This is a genomic window from Pseudomonas sp. 44 R 15 (assembly GCF_900004965.1).
Classification (GTDB): Bacteria; Pseudomonadota; Gammaproteobacteria; order Pseudomonadales; family Pseudomonadaceae; genus Aquipseudomonas; species Aquipseudomonas orientalis_A.
In genome coordinates, this window is sequence record NZ_CVTU01000086.1 from 1 (window position 1) to 3,991 (window position 3,991).

Below are 3,991 nucleotides of genomic sequence, written 5' to 3' on the forward strand. Positions count from 1 at the left end.
TGCGGCTAACCCGGCGTCCTGCCGGGTTGCCCACGGATTCAAGCCTGCGTTCGGCCAGCGTGGTTTAACGGGGCGCCTGAGATCAAGATCAAAATCAAGAGCGGCTCGCTTCGCATCGTGGTTACGAGTGCGGCTGCTTTGTGTAGGAGCGAGCTTGCTCGCGAAAAACTAACAGGCGCCGCGTTTATTCAGGAAGCACGCGTTATCGTTGACGTTTTTCGCGAGCAAGCTCGCTCCTACAAGCGGCGGTGTGCGTTTGACTGACTGGCATCAGTTAGATGCCAGCAAGACTTTGGCTCAGGCCAGGTCGACCAGCACAACTTCACTGTCTTCAACCGCCGTCACCCGCAGCACCTGCTCATCGGCAACCGCCACGCCGTCTCGAGCTTGTGCACGCAGGCCATTGACTTCAATCACGCCTGTTGCCGGTACCAGGTAGGCTCGGCGCCCGCTGTCCAGCCGATACTCGGCCGTTTCTCCGGCCTTCAGATTCGCCGCCACCAGGCGTGCGTCGGCGCGAATGCGCAGGCTTTCGGTGTCTCCGGCCTTGCCGCTGGCCAGGGTCACGAATCCTTCGCGTACACCTCGCGGAAACGGCTTGGCGCCCCAGGAGGGTGGCAACCCGGCTTCGTTCGGGATGATCCAGATCTGGAAGATCCTGGTCGGCGTGGCTTCCAGGTTGTACTCGCTGTGGGCAATCCCGGTGCCGGCGCTCATCACTTGCACGTCGCCCGCTTCGGTTCGGCCCTTGTTGCCCAAGTTATCCGCGTGACTGATGGCGCCTTCGCGTACGTAGGTGATGATCTCCATGTCGCGGTGCGCGTGCTGCGGGAAGCCGGTGCCCGGCGCGATGATGTCGTCGTTCCACACCCGCAGGTTGCCCCAGTGCATGCGCTCGGGGTCGTGGTATTCGGCAAACGAGAAATGGTGATGGGCGTCGAGCCAGCCGTGGTGGGCGCCGCCGAGGGTGTTGAAGGGTCGAAGTTCAAGCATGATCGTCTCCTGTTGATGACCCTATGATCCAACAGCACATGATCGATAAAAAGCGTAAAAACTGCCTTAATCCTATCTATTGATTCGATGGGAAATTAGGGCAATAACTTTCACTTCATCGCCTAACTGCATGACAGCAAAGCATTTGGCTGGAACTTGGGGTCAATTCCGGCGACCATGGCGCACTGTCGAAACCCAGCTCATCCCAGGAGTCCGCGTGCCGCATCCACAGCCTGATCTGCCCCCCGAATTGCGCCCGCTGGCGGAAATGCCGCTGCTGAAACGGCTTGCCGCGCGTCTGTTCGGACACGGCCTCACGCGGCTGCGCGCTCAACACCGTTTCTCCTGGTTGCATGGTCAAGCCGACGGTTTTCGCAGCGGGCACGAAGCCGGTGTGGAGTACGGCTACCGAGAGGGCAAGGCGGACGGTTTGCAAGAGGGCCGGCAAGTCCTGCTGATTCGCGATTTTCGTAGCGATGAACCCCGTGCTCCGGGCATTGATGACAACCTGTTCGATGACTGGCGATTGCCCCTGACCGCCGACATTAAAAAGCGCATCAAGGCCGACGTGGCGCGTTTGCTGCCGGCCCACGCCCAGCCGAGCGCCGCGCAGTGGAAAATGATCTTCAGCGACACGCCTTCGACCTCAGTGATTGCAGGTGCCGGCGCCGGCAAGTCGACCTCCCTGGTGCTGCGCATTCTGCTGCTCACCCATTACTTGGGTTTCGAGCTGAGTTCGATGACCGTGGTGACGTTCACCCGCGAGTCGCGCAAGGACTTCATCCACAAGCTCATGCAGATTCTCAGCCTGTGGGGCCAACCCCTTGGCCAAAAAGAGGCCCAGGCGGTGGTGCGCACCTTTCACTCACGCATCCTCCCGATGGTGCGCAGCCTGCCGGGCTTTGAGCGACTGCAGGCGTTCGAGAACCTCGGCGCCGGCTTCGAAGACGCCGACAGCAACCCGTTCGACTTGCGCATCAACGACGCCCAGCGCCAACAGATGAACGCCTGCTACCATCGCTTGCACGGCAGCCACGCGCGTTTTCGTGAGTTGATCGCGCCGTTGGCGCGCCATGGGCTGCAACTCAAGGAGTTGGAGCGTGATCACCCGGATGTACAAAAGCGCATGGCGGTGACGGAGCTGGCGGCCAGGCGTGATGAAGAACTCTGCGACGTCATTGAGGATCTGTGGTTTCGCGCCGGCGCGTGGCCGATCAAGGGTATCGAGCCGAGCCGGCAGGCGTTCGACATCAATGGGGCGACATTTCATTGCCATGGCTATATCCCCGAGCTGGACGCGTGGGTGGTGCTGGGCTTTGATTCGCGGGAAAGCCCCCAGATCAGTCGGCCCAACTCAAAGCTGTCAGTGCGCGCGGAGTGGGCGGTAAAGCGCACTCTGTTTCAAGCTTTCTGTCGCAAGCCTTTGATATGGCTGGATAACTATGAGTCTTCAGCTAGGTTGTTAAGCAGTCTGGCGGGCGACGCCACAGCCGGGCCGGGGTTCGATTACAAGGTCAAGGGTGAGCTTGCTTCCGCGCCGCTGTTGGACTGCTTTGTGATGGCCGCCGGCTTTATCGAGAACCTTGGGTTGGATGTGCCCGGCGCCGTAGGCCGCATGAGCTTTGCCAAGGACGACCCGGACCGCTTGTTCTTCGAGGCCCTGGGCATTTTCTGGAAGGCCCTGGAAGACCACTTGCTCGATCAATCGCCGCCGATCATGACCTATAACCGCATGTTTTCGTTGTTTGGCGAAAATACCCCGGAAAACCTCAGGCTGCTCAGCGACCCACTGCTGCGGCCGATGTCGCACCTGATGATCGACGAGTTCCAGGACGTATCGCCGCAGATTGTCTCGTGGATCCGTGCCAGCCTGCGCGAAATCCGCAGCCGTGGCCCGGCCATGCACGTCGGGCGTGGGGCGCAGCGTTCATCGCTGCTGTGCGTGGGGGATGACTGGCAGTCGATCTACGGCTGGCGCGGCAGTTCACCCAAGTACTTTATGGAGTTCAATAAGGAGTTTGCATCGCCGACTACCACGCGGGTGATGCTGGCTGAGAACTATCGTAGCCATCAACACATCATCGATGCTGCCGAGCACATCGTGCGCAGCGCGCCGGCCATTCCCGGTAAAAAGGCCAGGGCCAGTGGCGAGCCCAAGCCGCTGGTGCCCGTGACAGTGCGCGAGCGCGACGACGCGGCACTGGCGCAGCAGCTGCTCGAGCATTATCAGCAGGGCGATACGATCTTGATGTTGTATCGAAAAAGCAGCGATAAGTTGTTGATACAAGAGCATATTCAGGCTGTAGTTAATCTGGATTCGAGCTTGCCGCCTCAGGCGCGCAGGCTCAAACAGTTGACCTATCACAGTGCCAAGGGTTTGCAGGCGGACGCGGTGTTTCTATTGGGTGACTGCCAGCACCTCACCAGCTCGCCCTACAAGAACCAGGTCTATCGCATGGCGGGCCTGGGCAAGGATGGCGACAGCGAGGCGTATGACAACGCACAAAAAGACGAAGTGCTGCGCCTGGCCTATGTCGGCATCACGCGAGCGGTGAGCCACTGTTATTGGTATGTGGAGAAGCCTGAAGGCCAGGCGGTGAATGTGCCAAGAGCATCGGAGCGGGTGGACGGCAGGAAGGCGTATTTCGACGATCAACGCGGTTAATCGGCCTCAATGCGATCTAAATGTGGGAGGGGGCTTACACCCCGATTGCGGTGGGTCAGTCACAGATGTGCTTACTGACACTCCCTCATCGGGGCATAGGTATCTACACAATTTTGGTGCGAAACCGCACCTGTGGCGAGGGAGCTAACGCGTATTTACCTGACGCTCCGAGGTCCAAATGTGGGAGGGGGCTTGCCCCCGATGGCGGCCTCTGGGCTGGCCGGGATGTTGGATTGGACCGAGTACATATCCGTTTCTGCGGTCACGGCCACTTAGGGTTCCGCCCTGACGGCGGCTCACTTTTGAAAAGCGCAAAAGTAAGCAAAACGCTCT

General features: G+C 59.9%; 2 protein-coding genes. One reads left to right on the forward strand and one right to left on the reverse strand.

The window, feature by feature from the left end:
• Positions 1–297: 297 nt before the first annotated feature.
• The gene (locus tag BFP93_RS11050; protein ID WP_065888109.1) at positions 298–993 is read right to left on the reverse strand and encodes a pirin family protein; all 696 of its coding nucleotides are present in this window, start codon (positions 991–993) and stop codon (positions 298–300) included.
• Between the two features lie 217 nt (positions 994–1,210).
• On the opposite strand from BFP93_RS11050, the gene BFP93_RS11055 reads away from it, so the two are divergent.
• Entirely contained in the window at positions 1,211–3,658 is a 2,448-nt protein-coding gene (locus tag BFP93_RS11055) for a UvrD-helicase domain-containing protein (RefSeq protein WP_065893104.1), read from the forward strand.
• The last annotated feature ends 333 nt before the right edge of the window (positions 3,659–3,991 follow it).